This is a genomic window from Anaerosporobacter faecicola (assembly GCF_012070565.1).
GTDB lineage: Bacteria > Bacillota > Clostridia > Lachnospirales > Lachnospiraceae > Anaerosporobacter > Anaerosporobacter faecicola.
Genome location: NZ_JAAQRO010000052.1, coordinates 210,555 through 225,766, shown reverse-complemented (window position 1 = coordinate 225,766; position 15,212 = coordinate 210,555). Strand labels below are relative to the sequence as shown.

At 36.0% G+C, this 15,212-nt stretch carries 14 protein-coding genes; 10 read left to right on the top strand and 4 right to left on the bottom strand.

The genetic code is table 11. The annotated features are described in order from the left end of the window. Positions 1 to 71 precede the first annotated feature (71 nt). From HBB17_RS20160 to HBB17_RS20150, 3 genes are all read left to right on the top strand, one after another. Positions 72 to 1,538, top strand: a complete 1,467-nt coding sequence (locus tag HBB17_RS20160; protein ID WP_167959311.1) for a putative DNA modification/repair radical SAM protein — start codon at positions 72 to 74, stop codon at positions 1,536 to 1,538. A gap of 108 nt (positions 1,539 to 1,646) precedes the next feature. Continuing rightward, on the top strand, positions 1,647 to 2,519 hold the full coding sequence (locus HBB17_RS20155; protein ID WP_167959310.1) for a TIGR03915 family putative DNA repair protein: 873 nt from the start codon (positions 1,647 to 1,649) through the stop codon (positions 2,517 to 2,519). A gap of 323 nt (positions 2,520 to 2,842) precedes the next feature. Then, on the top strand, positions 2,843 to 3,226 hold the full coding sequence (locus tag HBB17_RS20150) for a hypothetical protein (protein WP_167959085.1): 384 nt from the start codon (positions 2,843 to 2,845) through the stop codon (positions 3,224 to 3,226). A gap of 255 nt (positions 3,227 to 3,481) precedes the next feature. Here HBB17_RS20150 and HBB17_RS20145 read toward each other — a convergent pair whose 3' ends face one another. After that, complete coding sequence (locus tag HBB17_RS20145) at positions 3,482 to 3,739, bottom strand: hypothetical protein (RefSeq protein ID WP_167959309.1); 258 nt, start codon at positions 3,737 to 3,739, stop codon at positions 3,482 to 3,484. 21 nt (positions 3,740 to 3,760) lie between these two features. Beyond that, a complete protein-coding gene (locus HBB17_RS20140; protein ID WP_167959308.1) occupies positions 3,761 to 5,077 on the bottom strand; it encodes a GNAT family N-acetyltransferase in 1,317 nt (438 codons plus the stop codon). Positions 5,078 to 5,294: 217 nt separating this feature from the next. Between HBB17_RS20140 and HBB17_RS20135 the strand changes: the two genes are divergently transcribed. Further along, the gene (locus HBB17_RS20135; protein ID WP_167959307.1) at positions 5,295 to 5,921 is read left to right on the top strand and encodes a superoxide dismutase; all 627 of its coding nucleotides are present in this window, start codon (positions 5,295 to 5,297) and stop codon (positions 5,919 to 5,921) included. Here the strand turns inward: HBB17_RS20135 and HBB17_RS20130 are convergent. Then, positions 5,887 to 6,588 carry a glycerophosphodiester phosphodiesterase gene (locus tag HBB17_RS20130; protein WP_167959306.1) on the bottom strand — a complete coding sequence of 234 codons (702 nt, stop codon included), beginning with the start codon at positions 6,586 to 6,588 and terminating at the stop codon, positions 5,887 to 5,889. The genes HBB17_RS20135 and HBB17_RS20130 overlap by 35 nt on opposite strands. A gap of 265 nt (positions 6,589 to 6,853) precedes the next feature. Between HBB17_RS20130 and HBB17_RS20125 the strand changes: the two genes are divergently transcribed. From HBB17_RS20125 to HBB17_RS20115, 3 genes are read left to right on the top strand one after another with little or no spacing between them, the layout of a single operon-like run. Then, positions 6,854 to 7,786, top strand: a complete 933-nt coding sequence (locus tag HBB17_RS20125) for an AAA family ATPase (RefSeq protein ID WP_167959305.1) — start codon at positions 6,854 to 6,856, stop codon at positions 7,784 to 7,786. Positions 7,787 to 7,822: 36 nt separating this feature from the next. Continuing rightward, complete coding sequence (locus HBB17_RS20120) at positions 7,823 to 8,992, top strand: DUF58 domain-containing protein (protein WP_167959304.1); 1,170 nt, start codon at positions 7,823 to 7,825, stop codon at positions 8,990 to 8,992. Between the two features lie 24 nt (positions 8,993 to 9,016). Next, complete coding sequence (locus tag HBB17_RS20115; protein WP_167959303.1) at positions 9,017 to 11,419, top strand: DUF4129 domain-containing transglutaminase family protein; 2,403 nt, start codon at positions 9,017 to 9,019, stop codon at positions 11,417 to 11,419. Between the two features lie 73 nt (positions 11,420 to 11,492). Here HBB17_RS20115 and HBB17_RS20110 read toward each other — a convergent pair whose 3' ends face one another. Then, complete coding sequence (locus HBB17_RS20110; RefSeq protein ID WP_167959302.1) at positions 11,493 to 11,903, bottom strand: putative ABC transporter permease; 411 nt, start codon at positions 11,901 to 11,903, stop codon at positions 11,493 to 11,495. A gap of 347 nt (positions 11,904 to 12,250) precedes the next feature. Between HBB17_RS20110 and HBB17_RS20105 the strand changes: the two genes are divergently transcribed. The 3 genes from HBB17_RS20105 to HBB17_RS20095 all read left to right on the top strand — a co-directional run bounded on the left by HBB17_RS20105 (position 12,251) and on the right by HBB17_RS20095 (position 15,103). Continuing rightward, positions 12,251 to 13,453 (top strand): class I SAM-dependent rRNA methyltransferase, encoded by a 1,203-nt coding sequence (locus HBB17_RS20105; protein ID WP_167959301.1) that lies wholly within the window; start codon positions 12,251 to 12,253, stop codon positions 13,451 to 13,453. Continuing rightward, entirely contained in the window at positions 13,443 to 14,294 is an 852-nt protein-coding gene (locus HBB17_RS20100) for a S66 family peptidase (RefSeq protein ID WP_167959300.1), read from the top strand. Before HBB17_RS20105 ends, HBB17_RS20100 begins: the two co-directional genes overlap by 11 nt. A 221-nt stretch (positions 14,295 to 14,515) precedes the next feature. Beyond that, the gene (locus HBB17_RS20095; RefSeq protein WP_167959299.1) at positions 14,516 to 15,103 is read left to right on the top strand and encodes a hypothetical protein; all 588 of its coding nucleotides are present in this window, start codon (positions 14,516 to 14,518) and stop codon (positions 15,101 to 15,103) included. The last annotated feature ends 109 nt before the right edge of the window (positions 15,104 to 15,212 follow it).

Below are 15,212 nucleotides of genomic sequence, written 5' to 3'. Positions count from 1 at the left end.
GAACATATGTGCTATTATAAGAAAAACGCAAACGTTTGTTTGGAAAATGATCTGATTATGGAGGCAGTGAGATGCACATTCAAGAAAATCTTACAATACAACAAAAATTAGAAATCTTATCCGATGCCGCAAAGTATGATGTAGCATGTACATCCAGCGGCGTCGATCGGCAAGGAGATGGGAAAAGTATGGGGAATTCCGTTGCAAGTGGAATTTGCCATACTTTTTCTGCAGATGGAAGATGTATCTCTCTTTTGAAGATTCTTTTTACCAATGAATGTATCTTTGATTGTAAGTATTGCATTAATCGTGCCTCCAATGATGTACCAAGAACCTCCTTTACACCAGAAGAAGTATGTTCCCTCACGATGGAGTTTTACCGAAGAAATTATATAGAGGGACTTTTCTTAAGTTCAGGGATTTTGAAGAATCCCAATTATACAATGGATTTGATTTATCAAACAATCTATCAATTAAGAATGGTTCATCAATTTAATGGATATATACATGTGAAGACAATACCAGGAGCAGATCCAGAATTAGTGGATCGAGTAGGTTGGTTGGCGGATCGTATGAGTGTTAACCTAGAATTACCCACTGCGGATGGATTGAAGATGCTTGCACCTAACAAGAATCGGAAGAATATTTTACGACCAATGAAGCAGATTCAGAATGAAATCTATCAAAATCGACAACAACTTGGATTGCCAAATCGTCAAATTCTATTACCTAAGAAGGAGAATGGATTAATCCAAACAAAAGAGCAAGGAATGATTGCTACGGGATTGAATAATAAGGAACTAAGCATGCAACATAAAGAGAACGCCTTGCGTGTGAAACGTCTTTCTTCGGTTCAGATGAAAAAGGGGGATCGTACCTTTGTACCAGCTGGGCAGAGTACACAGATGATCATTGGAGCAACGCCAGAGAATGATTATGAGCTGGTTTCAGTGGCGGAAGCTTTATATCGAAACTTTAATTTGAAGCGTGTATTTTACTCCGCATTTATCCGCGTGAATGATGATGCCTTGTTACCAACAATTCCTGGTGGACCGCCCTTGTTACGGGAACATCGCTTGTACCAAGCGGATTGGTTAATGCGATATTACGGATTTGAATCCAAGGAACTATTGAGTGAACAACAACCTAATTTTAATGTGCTATTAGATCCTAAATGTGACTGGGCGCTACGTAATCTGCATCTATTCCCTGTTGAAATCAATAAAGCGGATTACTACACACTATTGCGAGTACCAGGAATTGGTGTGAAATCAGCCAAACGTATTATGGATGCAAGAAGGCACGCAAAACTGGATTTTCATGATCTGAAGAAGATAGGTGTTGTACTAAAGAGAGCCATGTATTTTATAACTTGCAATGGGAAGAATATGTATCCGATGAAGTTTAATGAGAATTTTATAACGAATCAGCTTACAGCATTAGAGGATAAGATCGTGCTTGGATTAGAAGAGAATACAACCTATCAGCAATTGTCTTTGTTTGATGTAAAGAACTTTAATATGGCTTTAAAGGCGTAAGCACAGAATCCTTAGAAAGCATTTGTATGTTCGTGTAATATTGCAATTGCAAAATAGTATTAATGTAGAAAAGTATAGAGTTATACGTATTAGAAAAGGGGAGTACAGTTGGAACAATACATCTTTTTATGTGAGGATAGTATCGATGGTATCTTCACGGCGGTATATGATGCATGGGCTAGTGGATATGGCAATAAGAATTGTAAGGTACAGATCGAATCCTATGAAAGCAATTATCAGCTTTTCTCAACTTATATCACCGTGAATACCGATTTAGAAAAAGCAGAGAAAGTTGGACGTACCATTAAGAAAAAGATGTCAGTAGAAGCGTATGAGTCTGTTTGTAGAGCGGCTATGACAAGCAGGTTAGATAAAGCGGATGTGATCTATCGATTTATTCAATTAGGCATCTATTATGGACCTTCCATCATAACAAATTACAGTAATGAAAGTGTGCAATCAATTTTCGAGATGAACCGAACCGTTGGGAATGAAGTTCATCATTATCTTGGCTTCCTTCGATTTTTTGAGTTGAAGAATAAGGTATTATATGCAAAGATTAATCCCAAGAATAATATCGTTGCTTTACTTGCTCCACATTTTGCTGATCGATTACCTTGTGAGAATTGGATCATCCATGATGAAGGGAGAGAGCTAGCTGCCGTTCATCAGGTAGAGCATGGGTGGGTACAAGTTCGTACCAATGATGTTGATTTTACTGCTTTGGGTAAAGTGGATTCTGAAGAAGAAGACATGGAAAATCTGTGGAAAGCTTTTGTGAAATCAATTGCAATCATGGAACGAACAAATCTGAAACTGCAACGACAAAACCTTCCTCTTCGTTTTCGAGGAAACATGACGGAATTTATTGAACGATACAAGGAAGAGAATACAGAAGATGAAAGATTGAATAATTATTCTTTGGATGGTAATTTTGTTATTGAGAGTGCTCTTGAAGATCATGGAGTTAATGAAAAGTAAAGGCATAAAGGTAAAGACATAAAGGTAAAGACATAAAAACGAAGATATGAAAACAAAGATTAAAACAAAGATTAAAGCAAAGACATAAAACAAAATATAAAAACAAGACATAAAAATACAAAGACTTATAAAATTATATAAAACAAAATACATTAAAAATCAAAAATACCAAGTAGGATTTTTAATTTCTGGTACTTTCTCATGTATAATATGTTGAGTGAGTGGAATACTAACGGTGTAATCTTGAATGACAGTAGAAGGAATCCGAACCGTACGGAATCCTTTCTTGTTGTTGAAAGTATAGGTACTAGGAGGAATATTCCATGAAAAAAAAATTATATGCATTAGTAGCAGTAGCTTGTATGACTATGTTTGTTGTAACTGCATGTACAAACAAAGATGATACAGCAAATAATGGTGGTACAACACAAGATGGTGGTACGACCAATGATGGTACGACCAATGATGGTACAACAAATGGTGGTACAACAAATGGCGGTACAACGAATGGTGGTACAGCCACAGACGGAACAGGGACAAACGGTACGGGAACCGATGGAAACACAGTTGGTGGAGACATTGAAAATGGTGTAGATGATGTGATCGATGGTGTAGAGAATGCGGTAGATGATTTAGATGGTAATACCAATGGTACAAATAATTCTACAGATACAAATAACAATGCAACAGAGAGTAATAAAAAATAAACAGTAAACAAGATTCATAAGAAAAAGTAAATGATAAAACATTTAAGATAAAATAAATAATCTTCATAAATGGAAGATATAGCAAATTCCATTTATGAAGATTTTGTAATTTATAGATACAAGTGCTAAATAGCCCAGGGTCATAGTGTTTGTATCAGACTATTTACATGTTAAGACAAGAAAACAAGAAATACATGTAAGGGATACATACATAAATAGTAGGATATACAAACACGTGACCGTAATAAGGCAATGTTAAGCATCAAAATTAATAAAATAATTCTGATCACCACTAGTAATGGATAAAGTGGATAAGTTAAACTGATCGGTTAATACATCAATCTGATATTCGAATACATCATCTTCATGATTCTTTGATAGATATAGGTAAGACCCGTTCTCTTTATCTTCGATAAAGTCTGAGATTTCCGTGTAGATGGAGCAACCATCTACTTCCTTAGGATAACCAGATGCTTTGATCTTTTCTTCGATTGCTGCATAAAATTCTTCCATGTAGAGCCTCCTGTAGTTCAATTATTTCTCATCTTTTCGATATTGGTAGCGTTTCTTGTATACACTGGTATCAATACCATCATCAAATTTGCTTAATACACGGTATACTGCTTCTTTTCGTCTACTTGCTTCATCCGTTTGGTGCTGTTTATCATAGTCTTCTTTTGTTATCACATAAAGTATGCATGCACGACAACGGTCCATGATTTCTTTTTCTGGTTGCATGCCAAGTTTTTTAGCCACATGTAGAGAGCGTGCATTCATCTTGTCAATGGAAGCAACGATTCGTTGAATACCTAAATATTCAAATGCATAAGAAAGAACGGCTTTCGTACATTCTAGCGCATATCCCATGCCCCAGTGATTAATATCTAATAAATACCCTAATTCGATCTCAGTTTTGTTATCAATTGAACGGTTTTGAATCCCGCAGCGACCGATTAATTCATTGGAATCTTTCATAAAGACTCCCCAAAGACCGTAGCCGAAGAAGGAATATACATTCTTAATATACGCTTTGTGTTTTTCAATTTCTTCTTCAAGATAGTCGTCAATATCATCGATAAATTCATGAACTTTCGGATCTTGATAGATCTTATACATTGCTTTGATATCTTCAATTGTCAATTCACGGATAATAAGACGTTTGGTTTTCGTGATTTCTACGGGAAGACCATAAGCTCGTCTATATTCACTTTCAATAAAGTGATAATCCATATCCTGAAAACTTTCAATCAGTACGCAGGCACGGCTTAAATCCTGATTTCCTGAATTGGGATTTAAGAATCCAATACATTTGACATTAGCAGCTTTGGCAGCAATGGAACCATTCATGGAATCTTCAATGATCATTGCTTGAGAAGCAGAAACACCTAATTCTTTTAGGGTTAGTAAGAAGATATCTGGTGCTGGTTTGGAATGCTTAACGGAATCCCCACTGATGATCTTATCAAAATATTTGTAAAGACCTAGCGTCTTTGTTACTTGTAAAACATCCGCTTCTGGTGAAGAAGACGCTACTGCCATCTTAATACCATGACGATAAAGATCCTGAATAAAGGTCTTTACAAAAGGAATTGGTGGGTATCCTTCTTCTTTGATCATTTTTCTTTTTGTTTGCTTGTTAACAAGAATTAAGTCTTCTATGGAACAAGTAAGGTTATGATCATCTATAATTTTCTGCATTGTTTCGGTTGTAGAAACACCTATGAATTGGTTACAGTAATCCAATGTAATTTGGACACCAAATTGTTGCACACTTTGTATTAAGGCTTGTAAGTTGAGTGGTTCAGAGTCAACGAGTACGCCATCCATATCAAATATAACTGCTTTTAGCATAGAACCTCCTCCTTTTCACAATCAGGAAAACATGAACAATAGTGAATATTTTCTTGATTAACTTAAGTTTATCATTTTTTTGAGGTTATGTATAGTAGGATTCGCATATAATAAATTGTAACCAAGTAAGGAGGTCCTGTTCACTGGTAAAATTCATGGAGTAGTTGTAGGTTATGAAGATAACAGGAACGAATGTATTCGTTAGAAAGGAAGGAGTATGTTAGAAAAAATTGATTTTCAATATGATGAGGATATAACGGTGATTAATCAGATACAATTCGATGAGCATATACAGTTATATGAAGCGTACATACGAAAATATAATGAGATTATGGGGATTATGAAGGCGGGAAATAGTAGACCAGAAGAAGCGAATGCTACATATAGCAAGTTTCGCTGTTTAAAGAATGGTCAGTCTTTTGCTTTAAATGCAGTAATTCTACATGAATTATACTTTAGTAATATTGGTGGAGGTCAATATGCAAATTCGATTCAATCTTCTGTAGAAGACTTGATCTCCAGAGATTTTGGTTCCTTTGATAATTGGAAATTGGATTTTATTGCTACAGCTAAGGCAAGTCGTGGTTGGGCAATATTAGCTTATGAACAACGAACGAAGTGTTTACAGAATATCTTACTGGATGCACATGACAAGGGGCAGATTGTGTATTCATACCCCTTGATCGTACTTGATGTATATGAACATGCATATTTTATTCAATATGGAATACAAAAAGAGAATTATATCAATAATTTCTTATATAATATTAATTGGCCAATCGTAAAGAAACGAGCGGATGCTCTACTTGCTAGCTGTTCACATAATTCTGAGGATAATCAGTAACAATTGCAGTAACACGTTGCTTTCTTAATTTGTGGAAAACTTTATCTCGATTAACTGTCCAAACCACGAGATCATAATGATGCTTCTTACAAAGATACAAAAGAAAACGTGTTACTAGATAATAATGGGCAGCCACAAAATCGGCATTCGTGTTTTTTAGACGCTGTACGGGATAGATTTCCTGAATTCGTTGACGAAGAGTGGCATTTTCTAATCCAATCAATAATCCTGTACGAATCTTTGGGTCCAAGAGTTTGACTTTTTTGATAACAGAATCATAGAAGCTGATCATAATAAATTCGTCATAGCCAAAATACCTAGTAACTAAGGATACAACCTCTTTTTCATAGCCAGGTTCTTTGATTTCTACGTCAAGGCGAATTTTACCTTGGCATAATTGTAGGACGGTTTCTAAAAGTGGTATCTCAAGTCGTTTCTTTTGTGCAATTATTGTAAGTTGTCGATATGTGAGATCTGAGATTTTCTTATGAGCAATGGTTGGATTATGATAGATTACCAACTGTTTGTCTTTTGTTTGTCGAATATCAAATTCCACCATATTTAGTTTCATGTCAATAGCTATTTGGAATGATTCTAATGTATTTTCATGCTTTGCTAAGCTTTTTGCACCTCTGTGTGCAATGATAAGAGGTTTTCTTTTTCTCATATATGGTAGTATGTATCGTATTCCTGTTTTCTATAATGAATATGGAAAGCACATTCACAAATACAGGTAATAAGCACACACAAAACTCCTTCCTAAGTCTATGTAAAGTATCGTTTCGATGCTGTATTCATTCTATACCAATTATACAAAAATGAAAAGTATTTACTGAGAATTTCGTATATGGATATAAAATACTAATTATGGTACTATAAAAGTTGAAAAATTGAATTTACAAAGTATGGGGAAGAAATTTAGGAGGTTTTATATGAAAAAAAGGGACAATGTAGAGAAGATTATTACCAATATGGAGCAGGTTATCGTTGGTAAGCGAGAAAAGATAGAGATGATCCTGGTGGCATTAATGGCGAGAGGTCACATCTTATTAGAAGATGTACCAGGAGTAGGAAAGACGACGATGGCAAATGCATTAGCAAAATCAATTTCTTGTGGATTTTCCAGAATAACATTTACACCAGACACACTTCCAAGTGATGTAACGGGTATATCTGTGTATAATATGCAAACTGGTCAATTTGATTTTATGAAGGGTGCGGTGATGAATCATATTATCTTAGCAGATGAGATCAATCGTACCTCCCCAAAGACACAAGCAAGCTTGTTGGAGGCAATGGAAGAAAGACAGGTAACGGTTGATGGGAAAACAATGGCATTGCCAGATCCATTTATGGTCATAGCAACGCAGAATCCAATCGATTACTTGGGTACATACAACTTACCAGAAGCACAATTGGATCGATTCCTGATCAAAATGTCAATTGGTTATCCTACTATGGAAGATGAGAAAGCATTAGCAAAGAAGTTCATTGAAGGGTTTAAGAATGCAACGATTGAAGCAGTCGTTAATGATCGAGATATCGTGGACATGCAGGAAGAAGTGGATCAGGTTTTGATTAAAGAACAATTACTTGGTTACATCGTTGATCTTGTGACAGAAACAAGACAGAACTCGAATATTGCATTAGGGGCCAGTCCAAGAGCAATGCTAGCACTGACACAGGCTTCTCGTGCAAAAGCGTACATAAGTGGAAGAGAATATGTGATTCCAGATGATATACTTACGATGATCATCCCAGTCCTTGCACATCGCCTTGTACTAACTCCAGAAGCATTATTGAATAAAATGGATGCGACAAAGGTATTGAAGTCCATTATTTCAACGTTGCGGATTCCATACTAGTGGAAGAAAACTAGGAAAGGAGTTATTACGTAATCTATGAAAATCTATCGATACATCCTAATATTATGTATAGTACTATCCACATATTTGGTTAGTAATTTTGGTGGAAATGTTACGTATGCGTTGTTTTATCTATCTCTTCTTTTGCCGCTTCTTGCGTTGGCATATACATTGTATGTGTATCAGCGATTTCGAATCTATCAGGAGATTGAACGGAAAACCATTGTTAAGGGAGATTTAGTACCGTATCGTTTTACGGTATCAAACGAAGACATCATTACCTATCGGAGTATTCAGGTGCAATTTTTTGACGATATGTCCAAGGTAGTGGGAGCAAATGGTGTAGAAGAGTATACCTTATTACCTGGTGAGAAGGTTGAGCGATTAACAAATCTACGATGTAATTATAGAGGGGAATATGAAGTTGGAGTTAATTATGTAGTAATTACGGATTTTCTCCGTTTGTTGAAGATAACCTATCCCTTACGATCGAAATACAAAGTTACTGTTTTACCAAGAGTGCTTTCCTTATCCAAATTACGAATCCTTCCATCGGAACAGGATTCCAAACGAACAATGCATTATCGCCATCCAAAGGAGACGGAGATGGATACCGAATTAAGAAATTACATCTATGGTGATAATTTAAAGCGAATCCATTGGAAGGCTAGTGCAAAGCAACATACGTTGCAAACAAGAAAAATGACCCAGAATCCAAGACAGGAGATGCAATTATTTTTGGATTTATATCGGACAAGTTATACGGATAAGGATCAGATCATTGTGGAAGATAAGATGATCGAAGCAGAACTTGCTATTACAAAATACTGTTACAATAACGGTATTCCGATTCAAGTAACTTATGAACAGAAAGGAAGAAGGATACATCGAATCTTATGTAACAATGATTTTGAGACCTTGTATCAAGAAAGTGCAACACTCAAATTTGATCAACAGATTCCATTAAAAAATGTATTGGAGGAAAGTAAACCAATAGAGGGAATTTGTATCATTCTGATTCAGCAGATTGATGAAGAATTGTGTTATCAATTACAGATTTTGTTGCAAAGAGGGGCAGAAATTGTTCTATTGTATTTTACAACGGAACTTAAGGAAGAAAGTAAGATTCAACTTGAAACATTACGTTCCATTGGAATTTGTGTGAGAGAAATCCTACGGGAGGACGAACTCAGTGAAATCTTATAGAACTTGTTATGGGGGGACGATCATATGAAGATAACAAATGAGGTGAAACAACAAGCGTATCATGTTCTCTCTATCACATTATTAGCGACAATAGCAACAACGATGGAGAACATAATTTGTGAAATCAATGTAAATGAAGGGCTAATTTTATTAGTTGCATTGTTGAGCATGGTTGGAATCTATATCCTTCGATATCATAAGAAGATTTTCTTGGCATTGTTATCAAGTATTGCGCTGGTAGTAGGTATATTTTTATATGTAAAGAAAATATCAATTTTTATGTTTGCAAATCATGTATTCCGTTGGTTCCGAGGATATCTACATGGAGTAGAAGAACGAAATGCGTTGTATGGGTTCTTTACGATTGTAGCAATTCAATTGCTTGCAAGTATCCTTGCAGCACTATTATGCAAACAAAGATGGATACGTTTGTTTTCTTTCGGATCAACTTTGGTTGGTCTTATGATTATGAATCACAATGGATACGAATGTACACGTATGCTAGTGGGATATATTTTATTCTCGAATTTGCTTATGGGTGTGGAATTTCGTTGTAACCAGATTGATGCAAGTAAGGAAAAGAAACAAGCGGCAGTTGTACATCTCTTACCAGTATGTCTGATCATCGTTATCTGTGTAATGACGATGCCAATGCATAAAGAACCTATTCAATGGAAAGGTATACGAAAAGTAATCGCTATGGTGCAAGATAAGGGAGAAATATTCATAGAACAAGTGCGGTTGTTCTTTGAAGGAAAAGATGGCTCATATGAAATGGCGTTTGGCGGTTACGCAGAAGGGGATACAGAACTTGGAGGAGAAGTAGTAGTAGAAGGTCATAGCCCTCGAATAACACTCAAAGTGAAGAGCTCTTCTAAAGAAACACCAGGATACCTAATCGGTAGTGTTAAGAATGTCTATACGGGATCTGGTTGGAAAACAACAGTAAAGAATGCAGATAAAAACTCGAAAGAATATATGAATGATCTGTTTGAGATGATCTGTGCATTATCAAGAGAGGGACAAGATGGGAACCAATTTATACGTTATAATAATTATGAGATTTTGTATGAGGATATGAAAACTACCACAAAATTTTATCCATTAAAAACCTATCATTTTGTTGGCAATACGGATACTAAAATTAAGAGTGGAAGATATCCATCCCTGCATTTTAAGAAGTTGCGTGGAGAAGGAACCAATTATGTGGTGTATTTTTATGAACTGAATCTGGACAATTCAGATTTTCAGGAGATGTTACGAAAGGCAGATGCCTTCTCATATGATACGTATATTAAGGAATTTGATCAGAATGAAACTAGAAAATTCGCCAATCAGATTAAACAGATTAATAGCGATGATTGGGATTATCTAACCAAAGAGCATATGGAAGTTTTGCAGAAACGTTTGAATCAAATCTATGAGAATTATACGGCGTTGCCAGATTCTGTTCCACAAAGGGTTTATAATCTAGTGGAAGAGATCACCAGTGGAAAAACCAATAACTATGATAAGATGCGTGCAATTGAGTCATATCTGAATACCTATACCTATACTACGACCCCAGATAAGAGGAAGAAGGGGCAGGATTTTGTTGACCAATTCTTATTTGATAATAAACAAGGTTATTGTACGTATTTTGCCAGTGCAATGGCTGTTATGGGACGGTGTTTGGGAATCCCTACACGCTATGTTGAGGGGTTCTATCTGAATTATGAAAACGAGAAGGATTCCTATTATACTGTTAAGAATACAGATGCCCATGCATGGGTAGAAGCGTATTTTAATGGAGTAGGTTGGATTCCATTCGAGCCAACACCAGGATATGTGGTAGACCGATATCGTCAATGGGAGAAATACGAGACCACTGGAATTGTGAAAGGGCAAGAGTATTATCAGAATAATCAACAGAATTATCAAACACAGATACCACCTAAGCAGGAGCAATATATTTTAGAAGTAAAGACGGAGCCGGTGACTAAGTTTAATTATGATGTCTTGTATCTTACAGGAGGAATCCTTGCAAGTATTTTGTTGATCGTTATAGGTTCGTTTTTTTGTATGCAATATCGAAATCGACGAATCTTGAAAAAAGTAAGTACTACTAGAAAAGTTATCCTTATCTACCGAAAGATTCTGTTTATGCTAGAAAAGATGGGATATCCGTATGATAATACGGAAACCATTCGGACATATGCAAAGAATATGGAGGAGATCATTCCAATTGAGAATGCATCACTGACACAGGTAAATGATCTATATATGGGGATTCAATATGGAGATCATACCGTCGATCAGGAACAATTAGACTACGTATTAACCTACGAAGAAGAATTTTATACATATGTGCAGAAAAAATATGGAAAGCTAAAATGGAGAAAATTAATGTGGCAATTGACCTTCTCCTTTAAAAAAATGCTTATGTAAAAAGAGCAAGGAACAACCAGTAATGGAGGTTCCTTGCTCTTTATATTCTTTAATTTACATTGCGAAGTTCCAATCATAATATTGTCTTTTTTGATAATAGAATTTTTTCAAAAAAGAGTCCCATTAAAAACCAAAGTGGTGCATAGTCCACTCGAATAACACCTTTAATATTCCACTTGGCTTTACTATAATCCCAAGGACACGCTTTGAATTTCTTCAGACATTCTCCCGTACAGAATTCTGTAAGAAAGACACAAATTGTATAGATCCCTCCTCGAATTAGCGCGTTTGTATTCTTTAGACGTTTACAGATGGGCGTTAGTAAAGCAGCAGATCCATAGATGGGAAACATCCATAAGGAAGTGTGGCAGGTTAACTCAGGGTCCTTATGTGAGCGGAACGATCCAAGTCCCGTCCAAAAACATTCCATGCACCAGCCAAGTAAACCACAAGTTACGAAATTGGTAAATAAATTTTTCTTCATGGTACTAGTATCTGATTTTTCATTTCGAATATACTTAATCAGAAAGGTGATTGCATCCAGTATGGGAAGCTTCTTCTAAAAGGATTTTATGAGGAGAGATAGTAAATGAAGTTGCTTTATGTTATAATCAGGAAAGTGATTTACGCAAACTTCACATTTGCAGTTTTTTAGCGAGTTACTGCTTGCTATATTCTAGATATACTATTTAAAGTGCGAAGTTTGAGTGATTCAATTAACTGCAATTCGATAAAAGGTAAGTGCAAAGTTTGAGGTATTATCTGTCGTATGGAATGCTTACAATCAATCGCAGTGATTGGTTATAAACGGAGCAATAGAAAGGAATAACAATGGAAAAAGCAATCGTTAAATTAAAAAAGGGTGAAGGAAGAACGATCAAAGCCGGTGGTATGTGGATCTTTGATAATGAAATTGACACGATCACGGGAGAATTTGAGAATGGTGATTTGGTTGAAGTGCATGATTTCGATGATTACTGTATGGGAACCGGATTTATTAATACGAATTCCAAGATAAGGGTACGTGTTATGTCTCGTAAGAAGGGGCAGGAGATTGATGATGATTTCCTTATGATGCGTGTAAGAAATGCTTGGGAATACCGCAAAAAAACAGTAGATACCAGTAGTTGTCGCGTAATATTCGGTGAGGCTGATTTTCTTCCTGGTATCGTTGTTGACAAATTCTCCGACGTGTTGGTGGTACAGTCATTGGCACTTGGAATTGATCGATTCAAAGAACAAATCATTGAAGATTTGAAAATTTGTATGAAAGAAGATGGCATTGCTATCCGTGGTGTTTATGAACGTAGTGATGCGAAAGTTCGTTTACAAGAAGGAATGGAACGTATCAAAGGATTTATTGGGGAACCATTTGATACCAAAGTAGAAATCGTAGAGAATGGAGTTCGCTATATGGTGGATGTAGAAGAAGGTCAAAAAACAGGCTTCTTCCTTGACCAGAAATATAATCGTAAAGCCATTCAAAAATTATGTAAAGGTGCCAAAGTGTTGGATTGCTTTACCCATACTGGATCGTTTGCTCTGAATGCTGGTATTGCAGGTGCAGCAAGCGTATTAGGTGTAGATGCTTCTGATCTTGGTGTACATCAAGCTACAGAGAATGCTGCATTGAATGGATTACAAGATACGGTTACGTTCTTATGTGCAGATGTGTTCGACTTACTTCCAGAATTAGAAGAAAAGGGAGAGAAATTTGATGTGGTAATCCTTGATCCACCAGCATTTACGAAATCTAGAAATTCTGTAAAGAATGCAATTAAGGGATATCGTGAGATCAACCTTCGTGCTATGAAGCTTATTAAAGATGGTGGATACCTGGCAACGTGTTCCTGTTCCCACTTTATGACACCAGAGCTGTTCACAGAAACAGTTGGACAAGCAGCAAGAAATGTTCACAAGCGCTTACGTCAGGTAGAGTATCGCACACAAGCACCTGATCACCCAATCCTCTGGGCAGCAGATGAGTCATATTACTTAAAATTCTATATCTTCCAGGTGTGTGATGAAAAGTAAGGAATATAAGATAGGAATCACATGTTGTTCTAATGGACAGAAACGTACCTATCAAACGAAGATAAAAGAGTTAGAAGATACGTTGCATAGGATTGGTATTCAGCCTATTTTTAGTGATTGCATCTATGAAGAGGATACGTATATAAGTGCAAGTGCAAAGAAACGTGCAGATGCAATTATGAAATTGTATAAGAGTGAGGAGATTGATGCTATATTTGATATATCAGGAGGAGACCTTGCCAATGGAATATTGCCTTATCTAGATTATGAAGTAATCAAAAATAGTGCAAAGATGTTCTGGGGATATAGTGATTTAACAACGGTTATGAATGCTATATATACGAAAACGAGGAAAGCCTCTGTACTGTATCAACTTCGAAATCTAATCTACGATTACAAGGAAGAGCAGATTTCCAATTTCACGAATACTTTTATAGATGGTGGAAATCAATTGTTGAAGATGGAGTATCAGTTTATTCAAAATAACCGTATGCGTGGTATAGTCGTTGGAGGTAATATACGTTGCTTTTTAAAATTGGCAGGTACAGAATATATGCCAGATCTGAGTGATAAAATACTATTGTTAGAAAGCTATGGTGGGGCACCATATCTTATTGAAACGTATCTATGCCAACTACAACAGATTGGAGCTTTTGATAAAATTGCAGGGATCATCTTAGGAACGTTTACACAAATGGAGACGGAGAACTATGTACCATCAGTACAAACGCTTGTAAAAAAATTCGTAAGAAATGATCTCCCTATTGCAGTTACCAGAGAGATCGGACATGGAACCGATGCAAAAGGCATTGTAATTGGACAAGAACTGATATTGGAATAATAGAGAAGCAAGACAAGAGACTAGAATGTTATAACGAATAGTCTCTTGTTTTTTATAACCCATATCATCAACTCGATTCGGATTACAACCTAGTAGGTGATCAGCTTACATGAGTATCTTCCAAATCATGTTTATAAATACCATATTCATGCCGATATAGATGATGTAAGGGTATATAATAACAGAACTAATAATTCATTAAGATAGGGTAGGGTGCGTATATGCTTATTAATATGGTAAATGCAAAAATTGTTTATCAGAAGATTCTAAACCAAAAAGGCGTTGTAGTAGAAAAGAATAACGAGGAACAGGTAGAACAGCAAGAAAACCAACAGGATGATATTTGGCTGAATGGGATACGAACAAAAGAAGAAAATCCAGAAGTAGTACAAGCAAAGTTGGCGAAAATCCGTACAAAACTAAAATTAGGAAAACGGCTAACTGCATCAGAAATGCAATTTTTAAAGGAATATGATATGACATTATATATGAAAGCAGTTAAGCTTGAGATGACGAGAAAGATGATGAAGGAGCAAATTAGACATTGTAAATCGAAGGAAGAAGTGCAACAGGTGATACAGAATCAGATGAACTGTGCGAATAAAACGGAGGATGCACAGATGACACTGGCAGCAATCTCTGACGAAAGTGGAAAGGTTTTAAAGAGCAAGGAGTATTTGAAACTTCCTTCCACAAAGGAAGAGGAAAAGAGAGAAAAGAAGAAAGGACATATTCATAGCTGTTCTTATGATCGTGACCAGAGAGAGAAAGAAGACAATGAGATTAGTAGTTTTACATATAAAATTTAGCACGTTACTTGCCAACAGTGGAATGGGTGTTATATAATGAGCAAGTAGTATAGTGAGTCATCAAGACTCCCTATGAATGACAGACCAGAGTATAAAGGTAAGACATGGA

Excerpts from the sequence above, each read along its gene's own strand:
- HBB17_RS20160 (WP_167959311.1), top strand. The coding sequence starts at position 72 with ATGCACATTCAAGAAAATCTTACAATACAACAAAAATTAGAAATCTTA.
- HBB17_RS20150 (WP_167959085.1), top strand. The coding sequence starts at position 2,843 with ATGAAAAAAAAATTATATGCATTAGTAGCAGTAGCTTGTATGACTATG.
- HBB17_RS20145 (WP_167959309.1), bottom strand. The coding sequence starts at position 3,739 with ATGGAAGAATTTTATGCAGCAATCGAAGAAAAGATCAAAGCATCTGGT.
- HBB17_RS20140 (WP_167959308.1), bottom strand. The coding sequence starts at position 5,077 with ATGCTAAAAGCAGTTATATTTGATATGGATGGCGTACTCGTTGACTCT.
- HBB17_RS20135 (WP_167959307.1), top strand. The coding sequence starts at position 5,295 with ATGTTAGAAAAAATTGATTTTCAATATGATGAGGATATAACGGTGATT.
- HBB17_RS20130 (WP_167959306.1), bottom strand. The coding sequence starts at position 6,588 with ATGAGAAAAAGAAAACCTCTTATCATTGCACACAGAGGTGCAAAAAGC.
- HBB17_RS20125 (WP_167959305.1), top strand. The coding sequence starts at position 6,854 with ATGAAAAAAAGGGACAATGTAGAGAAGATTATTACCAATATGGAGCAG.
- HBB17_RS20120 (WP_167959304.1), top strand. The coding sequence starts at position 7,823 with ATGAAAATCTATCGATACATCCTAATATTATGTATAGTACTATCCACA.
- HBB17_RS20115 (WP_167959303.1), top strand. The coding sequence starts at position 9,017 with ATGAAGATAACAAATGAGGTGAAACAACAAGCGTATCATGTTCTCTCT.
- HBB17_RS20110 (WP_167959302.1), bottom strand. The coding sequence starts at position 11,903 with ATGAAGAAAAATTTATTTACCAATTTCGTAACTTGTGGTTTACTTGGC.
- HBB17_RS20105 (WP_167959301.1), top strand. The coding sequence starts at position 12,251 with ATGGAAAAAGCAATCGTTAAATTAAAAAAGGGTGAAGGAAGAACGATC.
- HBB17_RS20100 (WP_167959300.1), top strand. The coding sequence starts at position 13,443 with ATGAAAAGTAAGGAATATAAGATAGGAATCACATGTTGTTCTAATGGA.
- HBB17_RS20095 (WP_167959299.1), top strand. The coding sequence starts at position 14,516 with ATGCTTATTAATATGGTAAATGCAAAAATTGTTTATCAGAAGATTCTA.